Raw genomic sequence first — 21,108 nt, 5'->3', positions numbered from 1 at the left:
CCCGAAATCAATGCCAATAAGAGGAAAATCCCCCGACTGCGACCATACGTCATTGCCCCCGGCCCCCGCAGTGGGCGAAAATGGCCCCGCCTTTTTTCGTGACACCACCTATTCAAGCCCCCAGGAGATCAGCGATGCCCAGCCGTCGTGAACGTGCCAACGCCATTCGTGCCCTCAGCATGGATGCCGTGCAAAAGGCCAACAGCGGCCACCCAGGTGCCCCCATGGGCATGGCGGATATCGCCGAAGTGCTTTGGCGTGACTATCTGAAGCACAACCCGAGCAACCCGAGTTTCGCCGACCGTGACCGCTTCGTGCTGTCCAACGGCCACGGTTCGATGCTGATCTACTCGCTGCTGCACCTGACCGGCTACGACGTCACCATCGACGACATCAAAGGCTTCCGCCAGCTGCACAGCCGCACCCCGGGCCACCCGGAATACGGCTACACCCCAGGCGTAGAGACCACCACCGGCCCGCTCGGCCAGGGTATCGCCAACGCCGTGGGCTTCGCCCTGGCCGAAAAAGTGCTGGCTGCCCAGTTCAACCGTGATGGCCACACCATCGTCGACCACAACACCTACGTGTTCCTCGGCGACGGCTGCATGATGGAAGGTATCTCCCACGAAGTCGCCTCGCTGGCCGGCACCCTGGGCCTGAACAAGCTGATCGCCTTCTACGACGACAACGGCATTTCCATCGACGGCGAAGTCCACGGCTGGTTCACCGACAACACTCCGGCACGTTTCGAAGCGTACAACTGGCAGGTGATCCGCAACGTCGACGGCCATGACGCCGACGAGATCAAGACCGCCATCGAGACCGCCCGCAAGAGCGACCGTCCGACCCTGATCTGCTGCAAGACCATCATCGGTTTCGGCTCGCCGAACAAACAGGGCAAGGAAGACTGCCACGGCGCACCGCTGGGCAACGACGAAATCGCCCTGGCCCGCAAGGCTCTGAACTGGAACCACGGCCCGTTCGAAATCCCGGCCGAAATCTACGCCGAGTGGGACGCCAAGGCTGCCGGTGCCAAGGCCGAAGCCGACTGGAACCAGCGCTTCGACGCCTACGCCAAGGCCTACCCCGAGCTGGCTGCCGAGTTCAAGCGCCGTGCCAGCGGCGAGCTGCCGGCCGACTTCAGCGAGAAGGCCCAGGCCTACATCAACGAAGTGGCTGCCAAGGGCGAAACCATCGCCAGTCGCAAGGCCAGCCAGAACACACTGAACGCCTTCGGCCCGCTGCTGCCGGAGTTTCTCGGTGGTTCGGCTGACCTGGCCGGTTCCAACCTGACCCTGTGGAAGGGCTGCAAGGGTGTCGAAGCCAGCGACGCCAGCGGCAACTACGTGTTCTACGGCGTGCGCGAGTTCGGCATGACCGCCATCATGAACGGCGTTGCCCTGCACGGCGGCCTGGTGCCTTACGGCGCGACCTTCCTGATGTTCATGGAATACGCCCGCAACGCGGTGCGCATGTCGGCGCTGATGAAGCAGCGCGTGATCCACGTCTACACCCACGACTCCATCGGCCTGGGCGAAGATGGCCCGACTCACCAGCCGATCGAGCAACTGACCAGCCTGCGCAGCACCCCGAACCTGGACACCTGGCGCCCAGCCGACGCGGTGGAGTCCGCCGTGTCCTGGAAAAACGCCCTGGAGCGCAAGGACGGGCCTTCGGCGCTGATCTTCTCGCGCCAGAACCTGCAGCACCAGGAGCGCGACGCGCAGCAGATCGCCGATATCAGCCGCGGCGGCTACGTGCTCAAGGACTGCGCCGGCGAGCCTGAGCTGATCCTGATCGCCACCGGTTCCGAACTGGGCCTGGCTGTACAGGCGCATGGCAAGCTGACCGAGCAAGGCCGCAAGGTGCGTGTGGTTTCCATGCCATGCACCAGCGTGTTCGACGCCCAGGACGCTGCCTACAAGCAGTCCGTGCTGCCGCTGGAAGTGGGTGCGCGCATCGCCATCGAAGCCGCTCACGCTGACTTCTGGTACAAGTACGTCGGCCTGGAAGGTCGTGTCATCGGTATGACCACCTACGGTGAGTCGGCGCCGGCCTCGGCACTGTTCGAAGAGTTCGGCTTCACCGTGGAGAACATCCTCGGTACTGCCGAAGAGCTGCTGGAAGACTGATACAAGGAAGGCGAGGGCCTTTGGCCCTCGTTCGCGGCACAAGGCCGCTCCTACAGGGTACTGCGTATGCCGTCCCTTGTAGGAGCGGCCTTGTGCCGCGAATGGGCTGCGCAGCGGCCCCGTTCAACTGCCGGAGTTCAAGAGCTACCTATGCCCCACCTGCGTCCCTACAAAGTTGCACTCAACGGTTATGGCCGTATCGGCCGCTGTGTCCTGCGCGCGCTGTTCGAGCGGGGGGCAAAGGCCGGTTTCGAGATCGTCGCGCTGAACGACCTGGCCGACCAGGCCAGCCTGGAATACCTGACACGCTTCGACTCCACCCACGGGCGTTTCCCCGGTGAGGTGAAGGTCGACGGCGACTGTCTGCATATCAATGGCGACTGCGTGAAGGTGATGCGCAGTGCCACCCCCGAAGGCATCGACTGGGCCGCGCTGGACATCGACCTGGTGCTGGAGTGCTCCGGCGCCTACCACACCCGCGCCGATGGCCAGCGCTTCCTCGACGCCGGTGCGCCGCGGGTGCTGTTTTCGCAGCCGATGGCCAGCGAGGCCGACGTCGATGCCACGGTTGTCTACGGCGTCAACCAGGCCTGCCTGACCGGCAACGAGCGCCTGGTGTCCAACGCCTCGTGCACCACCAACTGCGGCGTGCCGCTGCTGCGCGTGCTGGACCAGGCATTCGGCATCGAATACGTGCAGATCACCACCATCCACTCGGCCATGAACGACCAGCCGGTGATCGACGCCTACCACCATGAAGACCTGCGCCGCACGCGTTCGGCCTTCCAGTCGGTGATCCCGGTGTCCACTGGTCTGGCCCGTGGCATCGAGCGCCTGCTTCCGGAACTTGCCGGGCGAATCCAGGCCAAAGCGGTACGCGTACCGACCGTCAACGTCTCGTGCCTGGACATCACCTTGCAGACCGCCCGCGATACCAGTGCGGCCGAAGTCAACCGGGTGCTGCGCGAGGCGGCGCTGGAAGGCCCGCTGAAAGGCTTGCTGGCCTACACCGAGTTGCCTCACGCCAGTTGTGATTTCAACCATGACCCGCATTCGGCGATCGTCGATGCCAGCCAGACCCGTGTTTCCGGCCCCCGGCTGGTGAACCTGCTGGCCTGGTTCGACAACGAATGGGGGTTTGCCAACCGTATGCTCGACGTTGCCGAACACTATCTGCACGTCGTTCACCCAACCCGCAACAAACAGCCCTGAAGGACTGCATTCATGACCGTGTTGAAGATGACCGACCTCGACCTGCAAGGTCAGCGCGTACTGATCCGCGAAGACCTCAACGTGCCTGTGAAGGACGGTGTGGTAGCCAGCGACGCGCGTATCCTGGCAGCGCTGCCGACCATCAAGCTGGCCCTGGAAAAGGGCGCAGCGGTAATGGTCTGCTCGCACCTGGGCCGCCCGACCGAAGGCGAATTCTCTGCCGAGAACAGCCTCAAGCCGGTCGCCGACTACCTGAGCAAGGCCCTGGGCCGCGACGTGCCGCTGGTTGCCGACTACCTCGACGGTGTCGAGGTCAAGGCCGGTGACCTGGTGCTGTTCGAGAACGTGCGCTTCAACAAGGGCGAGAAGAAGAACGCCGACGAACTGGCGCAGAAATACGCCGCGCTGTGCGACGTGTTCGTCATGGACGCTTTCGGTACTGCGCACCGTGCCGAAGGTTCGACACATGGTGTGGCCAAGTTCGCCAAGGTCGCTGCTGCCGGCCCGCTGCTGGCTGCCGAGCTGGACGCCCTGGGCAAGGCCCTGAAGGCCCCGGCCAAGCCGATGGCGGCCATCGTTGCCGGTTCCAAGGTCTCTACCAAGCTGGACGTGCTGAACAGCCTGAGCTCGGTCTGCGACCAGCTGATCGTCGGTGGCGGCATCGCCAACACCTTCCTGGCGGCTGCCGGCCACCCGGTGGGCAAGTCGTTGTACGAGCCTGACCTGGTCGAAACCGCCAAGGCCATCGCCGCCAAGGTCAGCGTACCGCTGCCGGTCGACGTGGTAGTTGCCAAGCAATTCGCCGAAACGGCCGAAGCCTCCGTCAAGGCCATCGCCGACGTTGCTGCCGATGACATGATCCTGGACATCGGCCCGCAAACCGCTGCCCACTTCGCCGAGCTGCTGAAGTCGTCGAAAACCATCCTGTGGAACGGCCCGGTCGGCGTGTTCGAGTTCGACCAGTTCGGCAACGGCACCAAGGTACTGGCCAAGGCCATTGCCGACAGCGCCGCGTTCTCCATCGCCGGCGGCGGTGACACCCTGGCTGCCATCGACAAATATGGCGTTGGCGCCGATATCTCCTACATTTCTACCGGTGGTGGCGCCTTCCTCGAGTTCGTCGAGGGCAAGGTCCTGCCAGCCGTGGCAATCCTGGAAGAGCGGGCCAAGGCCTGATGACGTCGGCGCTTGGCAAAGGGAGTGGCCTGATGGTCAAGCAATTGCCTGTGATGCTGCTGGCGGGGTTGCTGAGCGCATGCGCCGGCAGCCCGGCCTCGGATGCCGACCCGGCGCAGCCGCCCAAGGGCGGTTGCTACCAGTCCGAGTGGCAGGCCGAGACCGTGCCGGTGATCAGCAAGCGCGTGGGCCCGGAAGGCCTGGAAAAGTACGACGAAGACCACCAGCGCAAGGCGCCGGGTTGCCCTTGATCGGGTAACAGGCAACCTGAAGGCTGATTTGTGGTCTTGAGGTAGGGCCCGCTGTGCGGCCCTTCGCGGGCTTGCCCGCTCCCACAGGTACAGCGCTTGACCTGTGGAGCGGGCAAGCCCGCGAAGGGCTGCACAGCAGCCCCAAATCGAGGAAGCTGAATGAAAGCGCTTTTGGCCGTGACGGCCCTGGCGACACTGGCAGGATGCTCGCTGCTGCAACCGGCGCAACCCGCCCCGGCAGACGACTGGACCCGTTGGGTCTGTGACACCCAGGCGGAAGTGCTGTGGCGCTTCGCCGATGCGCAACGCGACCAGGTCGATGTGCGCCTTGGTGGCGGCGACCAGGTCTACCGGCTCAAGGCCGAGCCGGGCGCCTCGGGTGCGCTGTACAGCGATGGCATGCTGGCCTTCCACACCAAGGGCGAAGAAGGCCTGGTGTACTGGGTGGCAACCAACGATCTGATTGGGCGGGGCTGCAAGGCACCGTGACTGGCCGGGCCGCGAGGGTGGCCCACACTACTTGAACAGCAACCGCCCCTGCGGCAGGCTTGCACGAAACAAACGACGCTTGTCGGGAGAGAGATACACAATGGCACTCATTAGCATGCGCCAGATGCTGGACCACGCCGCCGAGTTCGGTTACGGCGTACCAGCTTTCAACGTCAACAACCTCGAGCAGATGCGCGCCATCATGGAAGCGGCCGACAAGACCGACTCCCCGGTGATCGTCCAGGCTTCGGCCGGTGCCCGCAAATACGCCGGTGCTCCGTTCCTGCGTCACCTGATCCTGGCGGCCATCGAAGAATTCCCGCATATCCCGGTGTGCATGCACCAGGACCACGGCACCAGCCCTGACGTTTGCCAGCGCTCGATTCAGCTGGGCTTCAGCTCGGTCATGATGGACGGCTCGCTGGGTGAAGACGGCAAGACCCCGACCGACTACGAGTACAATGTCCGCGTTACCCAGCAGACCGTTGCCATGGCGCACGCCTGCGGCGTTTCGGTGGAAGGCGAGCTGGGTTGCCTGGGTTCGCTGGAAACCGGCATGGCCGGTGAAGAAGACGGTATCGGCGCAGAAGGCGTGCTGGACCACAGCCAGATGCTGACCGACCCGGAAGAGGCCGCCGACTTCGTCAAGAAGACCCAGGTCGACGCCCTGGCGATCGCCATCGGTACCAGCCACGGTGCCTACAAGTTCACCAAGCCACCAACCGGTGACGTGCTGGCCATCGACCGCATCAAGGAAATCCACAAGCGCATCCCCAATACCCACCTGGTGATGCACGGTTCGTCCTCGGTACCGCAAGAGTGGCTGGCGATCATCAACCAGTACGGCGGCGACATCAAGGAAACCTACGGTGTACCGGTCGAGGAAATCGTCGAAGGCATCAAGCACGGCGTGCGCAAGGTCAACATCGACACCGACCTGCGTCTGGCCTCCACCGGTGCCATGCGCCGCCTGATGGCGCAGAACCCAAGCGAATTCGACCCGCGCAAGTTCTTCGGTGAAACCGTCAAGGCCATGCGTGACGTGTGCATCGCCCGTTACGAAGCCTTCGGCACCGCTGGCAATGCCTCCAAAATCAAGCCGATCTCCCTGGAAGGCATGTACCAGCGCTACCTGAAAGGTGAGCTGGCCGCCAAGGTCAACTGATCTTCGGCATTAATGAAAAAGCCCGCAGCGATGCGGGTTTTTTCATTTATGGTTGACAGGTTCTGCGCAGCCTGGAGGGTTTGCGGGTTCCCTGTGGGAGCGGGCGTGCCCGCGAAGCAGCCAGCACATAATTGCGGCAAAGCGACCGTTAGTCGGCTACCGTACAGTTGAGGCACTGATAGCGTTCTGATTGCATTGCGTGTTATCCGCTCAGGTCTAGAGTACTAGTGGATCCAACCGTATTCTTGAAGTCGGTCACAAAACAGAGAAGCAGCATGGATGGCGCTCAACCTCACCCCCAGCCACTGGATGGCAACTCGGTTCTTCTGGTGGTAGATGATTACCCCGAAAACCTCATCAGCATGCGGGCATTGCTGGCCCGTCAGGATTGGCAAGTATTGACGGCAAACTCGGGAATGGAAGCCCTGAGTGCGTTGCTCGAACACGATGTCGACCTGGTGTTGCTGGATGTACAGATGCCGGAGATGGACGGCTTCGAGGTCGCCCGGCTGATGCGCGGCAGCCAGCGCACCCGGCTGACCCCGATCATTTTCCTCACCGCCAACGAACAGTCCGAAGCGGCCGTGCTCAAAGGCTATGCCAGCGGTGCCGTGGACTACATGTTCAAACCGTTCGACCCGCAAATCCTCAAGCCCAAGGTCCAGGCCCTGCTCGAACAGCAGCGCAACCGGCGCATGCTGCAGCGCCTGACCCGCGAACTGGAAGCGGCCAGGGCATTCAATGCATCGATCCTGGAAAACGCCGCCGAGGGCATTCTGGTGGTGGATGCCCAGGGCATCATCCGCTTTGCCAACCCGGCCATTTCCCGTTTGTTGTCAGCGCCGGTGCAGCAGTTGCAGGGCGCCCATATGCTTGACCTGGTGCAACTGACCAGTGCCAGCCTGTGGAACGAATCGGATTTCTACCAGGCCTACCTGGCACGGAGCATCTTCCGCGTGCACGACGCCCAGTTGCGTACCCTTGGCGGCGAGCTGGTGCCGGTGGCGTTGTCCTGTGCGCCGCTGCCTGCCGAGCAGCAAGCCATGGTGGTGACCGTGCTGGACATGTCGGCGGTGCGCAACCTGCACCAGCAGCTGGAGTACCAGGCGGTTACCGACCCACTCACCGGCCTGCTCAACCGCCGCGGTTTCTACCAGGCTGCCCGAAGGCGCGCTGCTGCGCAATGAGCGCTCGGACAAGGCACAGGCGCTGATGTACATGGACCTGGATGGCTTCAAGCGCATCAACGACTCGCTAGGCCACGATGCGGGTGACCGGGTACTGCATTGGGTGGCCGAACAGCTCAAGGATTGCCTGGGCAGTGAAGCGCTGCTGGCGCGAATGGGTGGCGACGAGTTCACTGCTCTGTTCGACAGCCTGCCTTACCCGGAGCAAGCCGGGCGCTATGCCGAACGTTTGCTGGAACGCATTTCCATCAGCCACCAGGTGGAAGGCCTGGATGTGTGCCTTGGGGTGAGCATCGGCATCGCCACCTATCCGGATTGTGGCGCCAATGTGGAAGGCCTGCTGCGCGCAGCCGATGCGGCGATGTATGCGGCCAAGCAGGCCGGGCGCCAGCAGTATCGCTTCTACGATCAGGAGCTGAACGGCCGGGCGCGCTCGCGGCTGATGCTTGAAGACAGCGTACGCACAGCCGTCGAGCAGCAAGACTTCACCTTGGTTTACCAGCCGCAGGTTGGCTTCAACGATGGCCGCCTGCGTGGCTTCGAGGCGTTGCTGCGTTGGCAGCATCCCAGTGTCGGCGACGTACCGCCGGGGCTGTTCATTCCGTTGCTGGAAGAGGCGCGCCTGATCAACCGCCTGGCCAGCTGGATCTACCGCCAGGGCGCGGCCCAGCGCCAAGCCTGGTACCAGCGTTTTCCGGCAGACCTGGTGCTGGGTATCAGCCTGAGCCGCGCACAGTTTTCCATGCCCAGCCTGGTCGACGAACTGCATCGGGTCATCCAGCTTTACCAGTTGGACCCGGCGCAGCTGGAAGTTGAAGTGGCGGAAACCTCGTTGATGTATAACATCGATGCGGCGGTGAAACAGATACACCGCTTGCGCGAGCTGGGCGTGCGGGTGGCGCTGGATGACTTTGGCGCCGGCGACTGTTCGTTGCGCATGTTGCGCGACCTGCCGATCGACACCCTCAAGCTTGACCGCCACCTGGTGGCACGCCTGCCCGACTCGGCAGTGGATGCCGCGTTGGTGCGCAGCGTTATCGGCCTGTGCGCCGACTACCGAATCACGGTGATCGCCGAGGGCGTGGAGACCTCGGCCCAGGCAGCCTGGCTCAAGGCCAATGGCTGCGAGTACGTGCAGGGCTTCCTGGTGGCTTACCCGATGACCGCGACGGACGCCAGCGACTTTCCGGCGATTTTCTCGTGGCCGGGGCCATGATTGGCTAGAATCGGCATTCGTTACGCCGAATGCCGCGCCATGACCGTATTACGTTACTTGCAAGCCTACCCCCCGCACCTGCAGCAGCAGGTGCAGCAGATGATCGACAGCGACCGCCTGGGTGAATACCTGCAGCGCCGCTATCCTGACCGCCATGACGTGCAGAGCGACAAGGCGTTGTACGGCTATACCCAGGATTTGCGCCAGCAATACCTGCGCAGTGCGCCAAACCTGGACAAGGTGCTGTTCGACAATCGTCTTGACCTGACTCATCGGGCCCTGGGCCTGAACACGGCGGTATCAAGGGTGCAGGGCGGCAAGCTCAAGGCGAAGAAGGAAATTCGTATTGCCTCGCTGTTCAAGGAGGCCGCGCCGCAGTTCTTGCGCATGATCGTGGTGCACGAACTGGCGCACCTGCGCGAGCGCGAGCACAACAAGGCGTTCTACCAGCTCTGCCAGCACATGGAACCGGACTATCACCAACTGGAATTCGACCTGCGCGTCTACCTGACCTATCGGGAGCTGCCGGGCAACTGTTAAGGACCACGCAGCATGGAAGTGAGCAAGACCAAGAGCAGCTTCTACCGCCGACTGTACGTAGCCTGGCTGATCGACAGCCAGACCGCGACCAGCGTGCCCGCGCTGATGGAGGCCACCGGCATGCCGCGGCGTACTGCACAGGACACCATTGCGGCGCTTGCCGACCTGGATATCGTCTGCGTGTTCGAGCAGCAGGAAGGTGCGCGCAACCACGCCGGGTCATTACCGCATTCATGACTGGGGCGCGGTCGACAAGCAGTGGATCACCCGGCACCTGCGGCAGATTCGCGAAGTGCTGGGGTATCCGTGAGCAATCTACGCGCGCGGCCAAAATAGAGGCAAAATGACACTATTGGCCGCTGCCCTCGGCAATGGCTTTGTGTAATCTCCTCGGCAGTGTGTGCCCTCCATTGCGAAAGGACGTGAGCATGCGGCCACTGCTTTGTGTTCTGGGATTTCTGGCATTGATACTGGCGACACCTGTTCTGGCTCAAGACAGGTTGCGCCTGGTGGCGGACAACTGGCCGCCGTTTACCGATGCCAGCATGCCTGGCGGAGGCCTGGCGACCAGCATTGTCACCACCGCGCTGGCCCGGGCCGGCTACACCAGCGGGTTCGAAGAAGCGCCCTGGGCGCGGGCGTTGCTGGGTGTGAGTGAAGGGCGCTACGACGTACTGGTCAATGCCTGGTACAACGATGCGCGGGCTCGCATCGGGCAGTTTTCCAGCGCTTACCTGAGCAATCGCATTCGCCTGTTACAGCGCAAGGGCGAAGCGTTCCGCTACCAGCACCAGTCGGATTTGTACCCTTTCAGCATTGCTGTGGTGCGTGACTATGCTTATTCGCCCGAATTCGACGGCGATACCCGCTTGCACAAGGTGCCGGTGCGCAGCTTTTCATCGGCAGTGCGCATGCTGGCGGCCGGGCGGGTGAACTTGGCGGTGGAAGACGAGTACGTGGCCCGTCACAAACTGCAGCGCGAACCTCAGGATGTGCGTGATGGGGTGATGCTGGTGGAGCCGCCGCTGGGAGAGAATACTCTGCATATTCTGGTCAGCCTGAAGCACCCGGAGCATGCGCGGATCGTCGAGCGGTTCGAGCAGGCGATTGCGGCGATGAAGGCCGATGGCAGCTATGCGCGGCTGCTGCGTCAGCATGGCTTCTGATCTCTATCGCTTGAACTGGCCTATCGCCGGCAAGCCAGCTCCCACAGGTACCCCACAGCTGCTGAAACCTGTGGGGTACCTGTGGGAGCTGGCTTGCCGGCGATAGGGCAAGTTCAGGCAAAACAAGGCTCAGGCCTGCGCACCTTCCTTGATCAAATGCGCAGCCAAGGTTCGCAACGGCCCCAACTGTCGGCAGATCAACGCCAGCTGCGTCTGCACCAGCCGCTGATGCTCGTCGAGTTCTTCGGGCATCTGCTCCAGGGCATTGGCCAGCGCTTCTTCGGCATCACTGTGAATCGCCACCGGCAGCCGCGCGGCCAGGCCGTTGGCAATCTCGTCCAGGCTGCGGGCCAGGCTTTGCCCGGCGCCTTCGATCAACTGCTCCTGCACCTCCGCCGGCAAGGCCGTGTCGCGGTGCGCGCCCAGCCCCGAAAGGTAGCTGAGCAAGGTATGCGACAGCACCAGGAAGCGGAAGCCCACGTCCGCCTCCTTACGGAAATGCCCAGGCTCCATCAGCATGTTGGCCAAGGTAGTGGACAGCGCCGCATCGGCGTTGTGGGCGTTGCGCCGGGCCAGGCGGTAGGCCAGGTCGTCGCGCTTGCCGTGGGCATACTGCTGCATGATCTGCCGCAGGTACACGCTGGCGCACGCCAGGGTATTGGCCAGCGCCTTGTTCAAGCGCCGCCCCTGCCAGTCAGGCAGGAACAGGAATACCGCCAGGATGGCGATGAGGCTGCCGACCAAGGTATCGAACAGGCGCGGCAGGAACAGCCCATAGCCATCGCCGATCTGGTTGAAGCAGAACAGCACCATCAGGGTGATCGCCGCCGTGGCCAAAGTGTAGCGGGTGGTACGGTTGACGAAGAACACCACCCCGGCGACCACGGCGAACAGTGACTGGATGACCGGGTTGGGGAACAGGTCGAACAACGCCCAGCCCACTGTCAGGCCGACGGCGGTGCCGAAGATTCGCTGTACCAGCTTGCGCCGGGTTGCACCATAGTTGGGCTGGCAAACGAACAACGTGGTGAGGATGATCCAGTAGCCTTGAGTGGGGTGGATCAGGTGCACCATGCCATAGCCGATCGACAGCGCCAGCGGCAGGCGCAGGGCATGCCGGAACAACAGCGAGGTCGGCGTAAGCTGGGTACGCAGGCGCGTCCACACGTCTTTCAGCGAGCGCGGCGAGCGGTCGAGCAGGCTACTGTCGCTGGCGTCTGCCAGGCTGTCCGGGTTGCTGGCGGCGCTTAGCAGGCGGTCCAGGGTCGCCAGGTTGGCAGCCAGTGCCCGCAGCGAACGCAGCAGGCCGCGCCAGGCCGGGTTGCTCTGGATGCGCAGGTGCTCTAGCGAGGCATTGAGGTCCTCGAGTGCCTCGGGATAACCGCTGGCCAGCACGAACGGCTGGCGCAGGCGAATCGAGCGGGCCAGCTCCTGGCAGGACGAGCCTTGTTTACGCAGCAGACGCTGGCAGCGGAACATCACGTCGCTGTGGAAAAAAGCCTCGGTCAGGGCGTTGTAGGGATAGTGCGAAGCACTGACCCGTTCATGGATGTCCTGGGCCAGGAAGTACAGCTTGAGATAGCGGCTGACCTTGGAGTTCGGCTGGCTGTTGCCCACCCGGTGCAAGATGATTTCCTTGGCCGCGTTGAGCGCCGCCACCACTTTGCCGTTCTGCTGTGCCAGCTCCAGACGCCGGGCTTCGACGTCAAGGGTGCGGATCGGTTCGAACAGGCTGGCCTTGAGCTTGAGGTAGCTGCCCAGCTCGAAGAACAGCTTGGCCAGGCTCTGCTGCACCGGCTGGTTGGAAAACAGTGCCTGCCACAGCACCGACAGCAACCCGTACCAGGCCGCACCCGCCACCAGCAGCAGCGGTTCGTGCCAGAAGTCGGTGACCTGGCCACCGCGCTGGTCCACGCCGATCATGGTGTATACCGCGGTGATCAAGGTCGCCGAAGCGATGGCGCCATAGCGCTCGCCCAAGGCACCGAGCATGGTCAGGCCGAAGGCCGCCAAGGCCAGCGCAATGACGAATACCCACGGGTAAGGGAACAGCAGCTCGACCGCCAGTGCGGCGATGGCAAAACACACCAGGGTGACGGCCAGGGCGCTGAGGCGGCCCTGCCAGCTGTCATCGGTTTCGGCCAGGGCGCTGGCGATGATGCCGAGGAACAGCGGAATCAGCAGGGCCATCTCGTTCTGGTACCAGCACAGGGCCAGGCTGCCGGTAAGGGCGATGGTGACCCGGATGCTGTAGCTGAACTTGTCTTGGCCCCACAGGCGACGCAGTGACTGACGGAACGAGCTCGATGACATGATGGCCTGCTAGGCAGTGAGCGAACGAAATGCATTGCAGCACGGCCAGCAAGAAGCGTTCCGTGCTGCTGAATGGATTCTACTCTACACGAACTGCGCTGCGGCGTTGGCCGATGCCCAGGCCCACTGGAAATTGAAACCACCCAGGTGGCCGGTCACATCCAGCACTTCGCCAATGAAGTACAAGCCGGGGCTCTTCAGCGATTCCATGGTCTTGGAGGACACTTCACGGGTGTCCACGCCGCCCAGGGTCACTTCGGCAGTGCGGTAGCCCTCGGTGCCGGCCGGCACCACCTGCCAGTTCGCCAGTTTTTCGGCGATCTGTGCCAGTTCCGCCGGGGTGTACTGCTTCATGGGCCTGGACTCGAACCACTGCTCGGCCAGCAGGTTGGCCAGCTTGCGGGTGAACACCTCGCCCAGTACGGTCTTCAGCTCGGCGTTGGCGCGTTCCCCCTGCATCTGTTGCAGCCAGGTCAGTGCATCGCGATCGGGCAGCAGGTTGATCTCGAGCGTGTCACCGGCTTCCCAGAACGACGAAATCTGCAAGATCGCCGGGCCGCTCAGGCCGCGGTGGGTGAACAGCAGGTTCTCGCGGAAGCTGGTGCCGTTACAGCTGGCGGTGCAATCCAGCGAGGTGCCGGACAACTCGGTGCACAGTGCCTTGAGCTGGGGGTCGGTGATGGTGAAGGGCACCAGCCCGGCGCGGGTCGGCAGCAGGGTGTGGCCGAACTGGCGGGCCACCTGATAGCCGAAGCCGGTGGCACCCAGGGTCGGGATCGACAGGCCGCCGGTGGCGATCACCAGCGACTGGCAGGCGAACTGGCCGCCGCTGGTCTGTAGCAGGTAGCCGCCTTCGGTCTTCTCGATCTGTTCAATGCTGGTGTGCATGCGGATCTCGGCACCGGCCTCGTCGCATTCGGCCAGCAGCATGTCGAGGATGTCGCTGGCCTTGTTGTCACAAAACAGCTGTCCGAGCTTCTTCTCGTGGTAAGCCACGCCGTGCTTGCATACCAGCTCGATGAAGTCCCATTGGGTGTAGCGGGCCAGGGCCGACTTGCAGAAGTGTGCGTTCTGCGAGAGGAAGTTGCCCGGCTCGGTATACATGTTGGTGAAGTTGCACCGGCCGCCGCCGGACATGAGGATTTTCTTGCCCGGTTTGTTGGCATGGTCGAGCACCAGTACCCGGCGGCCACGGCGGGCGCTGAGCTGGGCGCACATCAGGCCGGCGGCGCCGGCGCCGAGGATGATCACGTCGGTGGAGTGCACGGTGTTACCTCATTGTTAGCCGGGGCCGCTGAGCGGCCCATCGCAGGCAAGCCAGCTCCCACAGGTACTGCACAAGCCTGAAGGCCTGTGGGGATCCTGTGGGAGCTGGCTTGCCTGCGATGGGCTGCAAAGCAGCCCCAAAAAATGTCAGACGATGCGGACTTTCAGGGAGCGGCCCTTGATCTTGCCGCTGTTCAAGCGCTGCATGGCCTGCTTGGCCAGCGCCCGCTCCACGGCCACGAACGCCTGGAAATCGAAGATGGCAATCTTGCCCACCTGCTTGCCCGGGATACCGGCATCACCGGTCAGCGCCCCGAGAATATCGCCCGGGCGCAGCTTGTCCTTGCGCCCGGCCGCGATGCACAGGGTGCTCATCACCGGCAGCAGCGGCTCGCCGCCCTTGTGCTTCAGGCTGTCCAGCTGGTCCCAGCGCAGCGGGCTCTTCTGCAGCTCCTCGATGGCCTGGGCGCGGTGGCCCTCGGCCGGTGCAACCAGGCTGATCGCAATACCTTTCTCGCCGGCACGGCCGGTACGGCCCACACGGTGCACATGGATTTCCGCATCACGCGCCAGTTCGACGTTGATGACCATGTCCAGGCCATCGATGTCCAGGCCGCGTGCGGCCACGTCGGTAGCCACCAGCACCGAGCTGCTGCGGTTGGCGAACATGGTCAGCACCTGGTCGCGGTCTCGCTGCTCCAGGTCGCCATGCAGGGCCTGGGCCACGATGCCCTTGGCGGTCAGGTGGGCGACCACATCCTCGCACTGCTGCTTGGTGAAGCAGAACGCCACGCAGGACTGCGGGCGGTAGTGGCCGAGCACGCGGGTGACGGCCTCGAGGCGCTGTTGCGGGTCGATCTCGATGAAGCGCTGCTCGATCTGGTTGTCGGCGTGCAGGCTCTCGACCTTGACCTGTTGCGGGTTACGCATGAAGTCGGCGGCCAGTTGCTTGATGCCGGCCGGGTAGGTGGCCGAGAACAGCAGGGTCTGGCGGCGCGACGGGGTCTTGCCGATGATGCTGGCGATGGCATCGAAGAAGCCCATGTCGAGCATGCGATCGGCTTCGTCCAGTACCAGGGTGTTCAGCCCGTCGAGCACCAGCGTGCCCTTGTCGAGGTGCTGCTGGATGCGCCCCGGGGTGCCAACGATGATATGCGCGCCGTGCTCCAGCGAAGCGATCTGCGGGCCCAGCGAAACGCCGCCGCACAGGGTCAGGATCTTGATGTTGTCCTCGGCGCGGGCCAGGCGGCGCAGCTCCTTTGCCACCTGGTCGGCGAGCTCGCGGGTGGGGCACAGCACCAGCGCCTGGCAGCCGAAGTAACGCGGGTTGATCGGGTTGAGCAGGCCGATGCCGAAGGCGGCGGTCTTGCCGCTGCCGGTCTTGGCCTGGGCGATCAGGTCCTGGCCCTTGAGGATGACCGGCAGGCTCTGGGCCTGAATCGGCGTCATCGAGGCATAGCCGAGGGCGTCCAGGTTGGCCAGCATGGCAGTGGACAGCGGCAAGGTGGCAAAGGCGGTGGATTCGGTGGTCACGAGGCGGGCCTGCGGTGCGAAGCGAAAAATGCCGCACAGTCTACCAGCCTCGTGGCCATTCGCCCTACGACTCCATGTGTTGTTCCGGACGACGGGCACGCCTTCCGTCCGTCGGCGACAGCTGCAGGAAGATCGCAGCCGCCAGCATGGCCATCACGCCGATGGTGACGAAGGTGAGCTGGAATGCGCCCAAGGTGGTTTCCACGCCCTCGGCGCTGCCGGCTGCGGTAAACCCGCCTAGCAATGCGCCGGCGCAGGCCACCCCCAGGCTCAGGGCCAACTGCGCGACCACCGACAGCAAGCTGTTGCCGCTGCTGGCGCTGGCGTCGTCGAGGTCGATGAGCGTGACGGTGTTCATCGCGGTGAACTGCATGGAGTTCACCGCGCCCAGAAGACCGAGTTGCACCAGTAGCAGCCAATAGGGCGTCTGCTCGTCCACCAGCCCCAGGCTGGCCAGCAGCACGCCCAGCAGCAAGGTATTGCCGGTGAGAATGATGCGGTAGCCGAAGCGTTCGATCAGCGGCCGGGCAATGGACTTGGCCAGCATTGCCGCCGCCGCCAGCGGGATCATGCTCATGCCGGCCTGGGCCGGCGAGTAGCCCAGCGCCACCTGCAGCAGCAACGGCACCAGAAACGGCAGGGCGCCGCTGCCCAGGCGGGCGAACAGGTTGCCGAGGATACCGATGGCAAAGGTGCGTACGCGGAACAGGCTGGGCGAGAACAGCGGCTCCGGGTCGCGCCCGGCGCGCAGCCAGTAGGCCGCCAGGCAGGCCATGCCGGCAAACAGCAGCAACATTACCCGCAAGTGCGGCAGGTGCAGTTCGCCCAGGCCTTCCATGGCGATGGTGATCAATACCATCGCTGCGCCAAACAGCAGGAACCCTGGGCCGTCGAACGTGGTGCGCTCGGCACCGCGCAGGTCGGGGATGAACTTCCACACGGCGTAGCAGCCGATCAGGCCGACTGGCAGGTTGAGCAGGAAGATCCAGTGCCAGCTGAGAATTTCCACCAGCCAGCCGCCAACCGTTGGGCCCAGTAGTGGCCCAAGCAGGCCGGGGATGGTGATGAAGCTCATGATGCGCACCAACTCGGTGCGCGGGTAGGCGCGCAGTACCACCAGCCGCCCGACCGGCAGCATCAGCGCACCGCCCAGGCCCTGCACGACGCGGGCGAAGATCAGGAAGCCGAGGCTGTTGGCGGCGGCGCACAGCAGCGAGCCGAAGCTGAACAGCAGGATGGCGCTGAAGAAGATGCGCTTGGTGCCGAAGCGGTCGGCGATCCAGCCAGAGGCGGGGATCAGCAGGGCCACGGTGAGCATGTAGGCAATGATCACACCCTGCATGCGCAACGGGTCTTCGGCCAGCGAGCGGGCCATGGCTGGCAGTGCGGTGTTGAGGATGGTGCCGTCCAGGGACTGCATGAAGAAGGCGATGGCCACTACCCAGGGGATCCAGCGGGCAGTGACGGGGTCCAGCGGAGCGCGTTCGGGCATGACTTCCTCGTTTGTCTGTACCGGCCTCTTCGCGGGCGCGTCCGCTCCCACAAGGGTTACACGTTCCCTGTGGGAGCGGGCTTGCCCGCGAAGAGGCCGGCAATGCCAATCACAATGTCAAGGTCAACCCTTTGACCAGTGCCCCCGGCAAATGACTCGACCCGGTACTGCGCTGTCCATAGGTGCTGGTCGACAGGATCATCTCGCGCTCCTGGGTCAGGTCCTCCAGCTGGCTGCCTAGCAGGCTGTACAGGCTGTCATCGAAACGCATGGTGCTCACCGGCCCCTGGATCTGCCTGTTCTCCACCCAGAAGGTGGCGAAGCGGGTCAGCCCGGTCATGCGTGCCGCCGGCAGGTCGGAATAGTTCAGGTACCACAGGTTGCTGATGTACAGCCCGGTGCCGAGCCGCTCCAGGATCTGCTCGCCGGGCAGGCTACCTGCTGCCAGGCTGAGCGCGCACGGTGACTCGTAGCTGTCGGCGCCATTGGCCTGCAGCTCGAACTCGGCTGCACTGCGCGCACTGATCAGCCGATGCAGGGCTTCGCCTTGCCGGATCAACGGTACATCCAGGCGCGGCGAGCCTTCGTCGGAAAACGCCGGGCTCAGCGAACCGCTGACCTGTTCGGTAAAACTCACCAGCGGGCTCAGCCGCGCATCGCCATTGTACAGACGCTGCAGGGCGCTGTTGCCGGTGGCCAAGGCCTGTGCGGAAAAGCCGCCCCAGCACAGCATGCCGGCTATTTCGTCCATGGCCGCCGGGGCCAGATAGGCGCGGTAGCTACCAGGCTTCAGCGTGATTGCCGGGCGGCCAAGGAAGCCCAGTTGCTCTCGCGCCTGGCGCAGGCGTGCGGTGAAGTCGTCGGAGCTCCATACCTGCCCGGCGTAGTTGGCCTTCACCGCCTCGCCGTTTTCGTGGAACAGGCTCCAGTCGAAGTTGAAGCTGTTGGCCTGGTGCCAGCCGAAGGCCCCGAACGAGCTGGCGAAGCCCCGGCAGATGGGCCCGGCGGCGTAGATGCCGACCAGGTCCAGGTCGCCCGCCTCGTGGTCGAGCAGGGCCAGTACTTCGCTCAGTTCGGGCAGCGGCTGCTCCTGCTGGCTTTGGCTGTGCCAGGCACTTTCGTCCAGACGCAGGTACGGGTCGACAGCCAGCAGTGGCAAGGTCTGGCGCAGTTGCTCCAGGGCCGCGATCAGGCGCTGGCTATCCAGTTGCGCGTCACCACTCAAGGTCAGCTGTTGCTCTGCCTGACGGCCATCGCGGATCAGCCGCAGCTGCGCACTGGCCTGGCTAACTTCGCCAGCCTGGCGCACCTTGGCGTGGTTGAAACGCACGAATTGCGAATGTTCGGCGCTGTAGCCCAGAGTGAACTGCTCGCCTGTCTGCAGGGCTTTGCGCGCATCCCCGACCAAGGTTTCGAAAGCGTTTTTCATCAGGCGTCTCCTCCGAATACGGTCGATCTGGCGGAATACGCAGGCCGGCGAGGCGTGGCCGACCCGCACCACCTGGTTGGGTTCGCCCTTGCCGCAGTTGGGCGTGCCCAGCACCTGGAACGTACTGCTGTCGCCGACCGCCACCAGGTTGCGCCAGAACTGCGCGGAGATGCCGCGGTAGTTGGGGTTCTTGACGATGCCTTTGAGCTCGCCGTTTTCGATCAACTGGCCCCATTCGCAGCCGAACTGGAACTTGTTGCGCGCATCGTCGATGGACCAGGAACGGTTGGTACGCATCAGGATACCGTGCTCGATGCCCCCGATCAGTTGATCCAGGGATTGGTCACCCGGCTCGATGTTGAGGTTGGCCATGCGGTCGATTGGCGCACGGTTCCAGCCGCAGGCACGGCTGTTGGCCACGCCTTCCAGGCCGGAGCGGAACTGCGACAGTGCACCGCCCAGCGGGCGCAGCAGCAGGCCGTCGCGGATCAGGAACTGTTTGCTGGCCGTGGAGCCGTCGTCGTCATGGCTATAGCTGGCCAGCTCTTCGCCGATGGTCGGGTCGAAGGTCACGTTCAGCAAGCTGGAGCCATATTGCAGGTGGCCGAAGTCGCTGGCTTTGACGAAGCTGGTGCCGGCGTAGTTGCGCTCGTCGCCGAGGATACGGTCCATCTCCAGCGGGTGGCCGATGGATTCGTGGATCTGCAGCATCATCTGGTCCGGCATCAACAGCAGGTCGCGCGGGCCGCTGGGGGTGTTGGGCGCCAGCAGCAGCTGTAGTGCCTCATCGGCCACCCGGCGGGCAGCGCCGACCAGGCCGCAGCGCTCGATGATCTCGAAACCGCCCTGTTGGCCGAAATTGTCGCGGCCCAGGCTGCGGCTCTGGCTGTCCTGGCCGTCGCTGGCAGTCACGCCCAGGCCTGGGAACAGGAAGCGCTGTGCGTGGCGCAGTTCGGCGCCCGCCGAGTTCAGGTAGGTCTGCTCGACCAGGCTCAGGCCCAGGCTGGCCTGCCAGTCCACCAGGCGGTTGTCCTTGGGCAGGCTGGCCGATTCGGCCGCGAGCAGGCCGAGGCAATCGGCGAGGTTGGGCAGCGGCTGGTCGAAGTTCGGTGAAATGTGGTCGTGGCGTGCGCTGGTAACGGGTTGCTCGCGCAGGTCCAGCAGGCTGTGCCGGGCAGTCTGCCGGGCCAGGGACTCGGCGTGCTCCAGCGCGCGTTGCAGGCCGGCCTGGGACAAGTCGGCGGTAGCGGCATAGGCTTCCACGCCATTGACCCGCACGGTGAGCATGGCGCCTTCGTCCTGGCTGAACAATGGCGGTTCGGCGACATTTCGGCGTACCGACAGCGCCTGGTGCGACTGTTTCACATGGCGCAGGGAAAACATCTCGGCCGTGCTGCGCAGGGCGGCGAAGCGCTGGCGCAGCAGGGCGCTGGAATCAAACATGTGGAAGCCTCCGTGTACACGGTGGCTCCCCCTTAGAACCACTCGTCCTGCATGGTAAGGCAAGTGTCGTCGCGCGCCTCGAGCAATGCCAGCTCATTATGGCAGCCTGGTACTGCCCGGGTCAGGAAATAAAGTGCGGTCAACAAAGGCCTGGGTTTGCCGCCCCATCCTTCTGAATGGCGGCTTTCAACATATCGTTCAGATGCGACGCAACAGGGTGAGCGGTGTCCGTCAGCAGATAGACGTGGTGCTCGGGGAGTTCGGGGAAACCCATGCCTTCAACGTACGCCAGTGTGGTATCGCCACTGTCCAGCCCCTCGACAATACCGACTGCCAGGCCGCTTCTCATACAGGCCAGTACCGCTTGCCAGTTGGCGCTCTCCAGCAGGATGCGGTACGCAATGCCATGCGCCTTCAATGCCTGCAGTGCCGCCTCTCGGTACGGACAGCCCTTCAACTGCAGGGCCAGCGGCAAGGGGCGCTCAGGGTTGTGTTGGAACCCTGGGGCCGCGGCCCAACGAGGCCTGGTCGCGCGCAGCCACTCCCCTTGTCTGCATGCTTCGTTGCTGACCGCTACTGCCAGGTCCAGGCGCTGTCGCGCAAACAGGTCGATGAGCTCTGCGCTGGACCGCGCTACGGCTTCCAGTTCCAGTTTCGGATTGCTGGCGACGAAAACCGGCAGGAAATCACTCATGAGGCTGGCTGCATAGCCGTCCGGTACCCCCAGGCGGACCTTGCCGGTCATCTGCTGGGGCGACAGCGTAGCCAGCAGCCTGTCATGGGCCATCAGAAAACGTGTCGCCTCGACCAGCAGGTGCCGACCTGCCGGGGTCAACTCGACGGACTGGTTGCTGCGAGCAAACAGCTGTTGCCCGATCTGTTCCTCCAGCTTCTGGATCTGCGTGGTCACCGCCGAGGGGCTGCGATGGACATAGTCGGCGGCATCCTTGAAGCGCCCCAGTCGGGCTACTGCCTGGAAGGTTCTCAGTACGTTGATGTCGAGGCCTTTCGCCATTGAACCACCTGATTTGGCTGGATCGAACCAGCGCTTCGATTTAATCAACTGTACAGGCTTTATACCCCCTCTTACTGTGTGGG

The 21,108-nt window shown here is 63.9% G+C and carries 14 protein-coding genes and 3 pseudogenes; 10 read left to right on the top strand and 7 right to left on the bottom strand.

Annotated elements, in window-relative coordinates:
• Nucleotides 1–134 precede the first annotated feature (134 nt).
• The 10 genes and pseudogenes from tkt (at nucleotide 135) to QIY50_08350 (ending at nucleotide 10,534) form a co-directional block, all read left to right on the top strand.
• Nucleotides 135–2,132 carry a transketolase gene (gene tkt, locus QIY50_08395; protein WGV22187.1) on the top strand — a complete coding sequence of 666 codons (1,998 nt, stop codon included), beginning with the start codon at nucleotides 135–137 and terminating at the stop codon, nucleotides 2,130–2,132.
• A gap of 150 nt (nucleotides 2,133–2,282) precedes the next feature.
• Nucleotides 2,283–3,344 carry an erythrose-4-phosphate dehydrogenase gene (gene epd, locus QIY50_08390; GenBank protein WGV22186.1) on the top strand — a complete coding sequence of 354 codons (1,062 nt, stop codon included), beginning with the start codon at nucleotides 2,283–2,285 and terminating at the stop codon, nucleotides 3,342–3,344.
• A gap of 12 nt (nucleotides 3,345–3,356) precedes the next feature.
• Nucleotides 3,357–4,520, top strand: a complete 1,164-nt coding sequence (locus QIY50_08385; protein ID WGV22185.1) for a phosphoglycerate kinase — start codon at nucleotides 3,357–3,359, stop codon at nucleotides 4,518–4,520.
• Nucleotides 4,520–4,771 carry a hypothetical protein gene (locus QIY50_08380; protein ID WGV22184.1) on the top strand — a complete coding sequence of 84 codons (252 nt, stop codon included), beginning with the start codon at nucleotides 4,520–4,522 and terminating at the stop codon, nucleotides 4,769–4,771. Before QIY50_08385 ends, QIY50_08380 begins: the two co-directional genes overlap by 1 nt.
• A gap of 159 nt (nucleotides 4,772–4,930) precedes the next feature.
• Entirely contained in the window at nucleotides 4,931–5,260 is a 330-nt protein-coding gene (locus QIY50_08375) for an MliC family protein (GenBank protein WGV22183.1), read from the top strand.
• Nucleotides 5,261–5,360: 100 nt separating this feature from the next.
• Complete coding sequence (gene fba, locus QIY50_08370; GenBank protein WGV22182.1) at nucleotides 5,361–6,425, top strand: fructose-bisphosphate aldolase class II; 1,065 nt, start codon at nucleotides 5,361–5,363, stop codon at nucleotides 6,423–6,425.
• A 275-nt stretch (nucleotides 6,426–6,700) separates the two neighbouring features.
• Nucleotides 6,701–8,828, top strand: a pseudogene (locus tag QIY50_08365) (EAL domain-containing protein).
• Between the two features lie 39 nt (nucleotides 8,829–8,867).
• Nucleotides 8,868–9,368, top strand: a complete 501-nt coding sequence (locus QIY50_08360) for a M48 family metallopeptidase (GenBank protein ID WGV22181.1) — start codon at nucleotides 8,868–8,870, stop codon at nucleotides 9,366–9,368.
• 12 nt (nucleotides 9,369–9,380) lie between these two features.
• Nucleotides 9,381–9,678: pseudogene (locus tag QIY50_08355) on the top strand (winged helix-turn-helix domain-containing protein).
• A gap of 118 nt (nucleotides 9,679–9,796) precedes the next feature.
• Nucleotides 9,797–10,534: a transporter substrate-binding domain-containing protein gene (locus QIY50_08350; protein WGV22180.1), complete on the top strand. Its 738-nt coding sequence runs from the start codon at nucleotides 9,797–9,799 to the stop codon at nucleotides 10,532–10,534.
• Between the two features lie 129 nt (nucleotides 10,535–10,663).
• On the opposite strand, the gene yccS is transcribed toward QIY50_08350, so the two are convergent.
• The 7 genes and pseudogenes from yccS to QIY50_08315 form a co-directional block, all read right to left on the bottom strand.
• Complete coding sequence (yccS, locus tag QIY50_08345) at nucleotides 10,664–12,847, bottom strand: YccS family putative transporter (protein WGV22179.1); 2,184 nt, start codon at nucleotides 12,845–12,847, stop codon at nucleotides 10,664–10,666.
• 84 nt (nucleotides 12,848–12,931) lie between these two features.
• Nucleotides 12,932–14,113, bottom strand: coding sequence for an NAD(P)/FAD-dependent oxidoreductase (locus QIY50_08340; GenBank protein WGV22178.1), 1,182 nt, complete (start codon nucleotides 14,111–14,113; stop codon nucleotides 12,932–12,934).
• Between the two features lie 147 nt (nucleotides 14,114–14,260).
• Complete coding sequence (gene dbpA / locus QIY50_08335; GenBank protein WGV23018.1) at nucleotides 14,261–15,598, bottom strand: ATP-dependent RNA helicase DbpA; 1,338 nt, start codon at nucleotides 15,596–15,598, stop codon at nucleotides 14,261–14,263.
• A gap of 112 nt (nucleotides 15,599–15,710) precedes the next feature.
• Nucleotides 15,711–17,138, bottom strand: a complete 1,428-nt coding sequence (gene mdtD, locus QIY50_08330; protein ID WGV22177.1) for a multidrug transporter subunit MdtD — start codon at nucleotides 17,136–17,138, stop codon at nucleotides 15,711–15,713.
• 109 nt (nucleotides 17,139–17,247) lie between these two features.
• Entirely contained in the window at nucleotides 17,248–18,567 is a 1,320-nt protein-coding gene (locus tag QIY50_08325; protein WGV22176.1) for a metallopeptidase TldD-related protein, read from the bottom strand.
• Nucleotides 18,567–20,010: pseudogene (locus QIY50_08320) on the bottom strand (TldD/PmbA family protein). The gene QIY50_08325 and the pseudogene QIY50_08320 overlap by 1 nt, the downstream one beginning before the upstream one ends.
• A 139-nt stretch (nucleotides 20,011–20,149) precedes the next feature.
• Nucleotides 20,150–21,025, bottom strand: coding sequence for a LysR family transcriptional regulator (locus QIY50_08315; GenBank protein WGV22175.1), 876 nt, complete (start codon nucleotides 21,023–21,025; stop codon nucleotides 20,150–20,152).
• Nucleotides 21,026–21,108 lie beyond the last annotated feature (83 nt).

The organism is Pseudomonas putida, assembly GCA_029953615.1.
Taxonomy (GTDB): Bacteria; Pseudomonadota; Gammaproteobacteria; order Pseudomonadales; family Pseudomonadaceae; genus Aquipseudomonas.
Note: the sequence above shows the minus strand (reverse complement) of the source record. Positions and strands in the feature narration are given on the sequence as shown.

What these genes read in the sequence shown, in the direction of transcription:
- fba (WGV22182.1), top strand. Translation starts at nt 5,361, where the DNA reads ATGGCACTCATTAGCATGCGCCAGATGCTGGACCACGCCGCCGAGTTC.
- dbpA (WGV23018.1), bottom strand. Translation starts at nt 15,598, where the DNA reads ATGCTGGCCAACCTGGACGCCCTCGGCTATGCCTCGATGACGCCGATT.
- tkt (WGV22187.1), top strand. Translation starts at nt 135, where the DNA reads ATGCCCAGCCGTCGTGAACGTGCCAACGCCATTCGTGCCCTCAGCATG.
- QIY50_08385 (WGV22185.1), top strand. Translation starts at nt 3,357, where the DNA reads ATGACCGTGTTGAAGATGACCGACCTCGACCTGCAAGGTCAGCGCGTA.
- QIY50_08350 (WGV22180.1), top strand. Translation starts at nt 9,797, where the DNA reads ATGCGGCCACTGCTTTGTGTTCTGGGATTTCTGGCATTGATACTGGCG.
- QIY50_08325 (WGV22176.1), bottom strand. Translation starts at nt 18,567, where the DNA reads ATGAAAAACGCTTTCGAAACCTTGGTCGGGGATGCGCGCAAAGCCCTG.
- QIY50_08315 (WGV22175.1), bottom strand. Translation starts at nt 21,025, where the DNA reads ATGGCGAAAGGCCTCGACATCAACGTACTGAGAACCTTCCAGGCAGTA.
- QIY50_08380 (WGV22184.1), top strand. Translation starts at nt 4,520, where the DNA reads ATGACGTCGGCGCTTGGCAAAGGGAGTGGCCTGATGGTCAAGCAATTG.
- QIY50_08375 (WGV22183.1), top strand. Translation starts at nt 4,931, where the DNA reads ATGAAAGCGCTTTTGGCCGTGACGGCCCTGGCGACACTGGCAGGATGC.
- epd (WGV22186.1), top strand. Translation starts at nt 2,283, where the DNA reads ATGCCCCACCTGCGTCCCTACAAAGTTGCACTCAACGGTTATGGCCGT.
- yccS (WGV22179.1), bottom strand. Translation starts at nt 12,847, where the DNA reads ATGTCATCGAGCTCGTTCCGTCAGTCACTGCGTCGCCTGTGGGGCCAA.
- mdtD (WGV22177.1), bottom strand. Translation starts at nt 17,138, where the DNA reads ATGCCCGAACGCGCTCCGCTGGACCCCGTCACTGCCCGCTGGATCCCC.
- QIY50_08360 (WGV22181.1), top strand. Translation starts at nt 8,868, where the DNA reads ATGACCGTATTACGTTACTTGCAAGCCTACCCCCCGCACCTGCAGCAG.